Source organism: Sphingobium sp. MK2, assembly GCF_040170545.1.
Lineage (GTDB): Bacteria > Pseudomonadota > Alphaproteobacteria > Sphingomonadales > Sphingomonadaceae > Sphingobium.
Map to the genome: position 1 here is coordinate 1 of NZ_JAZDXA010000107.1, position 929 is coordinate 929.

Annotated in this window: 1 protein-coding gene; it reads right to left on the reverse strand. The window is 59.6% G+C overall.

The features are described 5' to 3' along the window. Nucleotides 1–146: 146 nt before the first annotated feature. A partial coding sequence (locus V2I08_RS20495; RefSeq protein ID WP_349636584.1) for an IS256 family transposase occupies nucleotides 147–929 on the reverse strand: 783 nt, incomplete at its 5' end.

Genomic DNA, 929 nt, shown 5'->3' on the forward strand with positions numbered 1-929 from the left:
CGGAGAAACATCATGTGAGGGGGCTTTGCAACCGAGCTGGCAAAGATCAAAGCCGCCCTCCCGGGCGACACGCCCATGATCGTGCCCCACAACGTGGTGTAGGTTCGCTGGGATAGCCACAGCGACCTCCGGCTAAGCCGGATTGATCATGCTGCCATGGCAGGCAACGTGATGATGGGATTATCGCTTAAACCTGAGACGCTCTCAAGTGTCATGTAGCGGCAGCGTTGGACGGCCCATTCGTCGTTCTGTTCCAGAAGGATAGCGCCGACGAGACGGGTGATGGCTTCTTCGTTGGGGAAGATGCCGACGACATCAGTGCGCCGCTTGATCTCGCCATTGAGCCGCTCGATCGGATTGTTGCTGTGCAACTTGGTACGGTGCTGGGCGGGGAACGTCATATAGGCCAGCACATCTTCCTCGGCATTGTCCATGAGAGCAGCCAGCTTGGGTACGGTGGGACGTAGTTGATCGGCGACACTGCGCCACTGGGCCTTTGCGGCTTCGGGCGTTTCCTGTGCGAAGGCGGTGGCGATGAATGCTGACACGACCCGGCGTCCGCTCTTGCCGGCATGGGCCAGCGCATTGCGCATAAAATGAACCCGGCATCGCTGCCAGGTGGCGCTGAACACTTTGGCGACGGAAGCTTTTATGCCTTCGTGGGAATCGGAGATCACCAGCTTCACGCCGCGCAGACCCCGACGGGCAAGACTGCGTAGAAATTCGGTCCAGAAGACCTCAGCTTCGGAATGACCGATCGCCATGCCGAGCACTTCGCGCCGGCCATCGCTGTTAACGCCAACGGCAATGATGACCGCGACAGAGACAATGCGACCGGCTCGCCGCACTTTAATGTAGGTCGCGTCCATCCAGAGATAGGGCCAGTCGCCTTCGATCGGACGATCGAGAAAGGCCTTCACCCGCTCGTC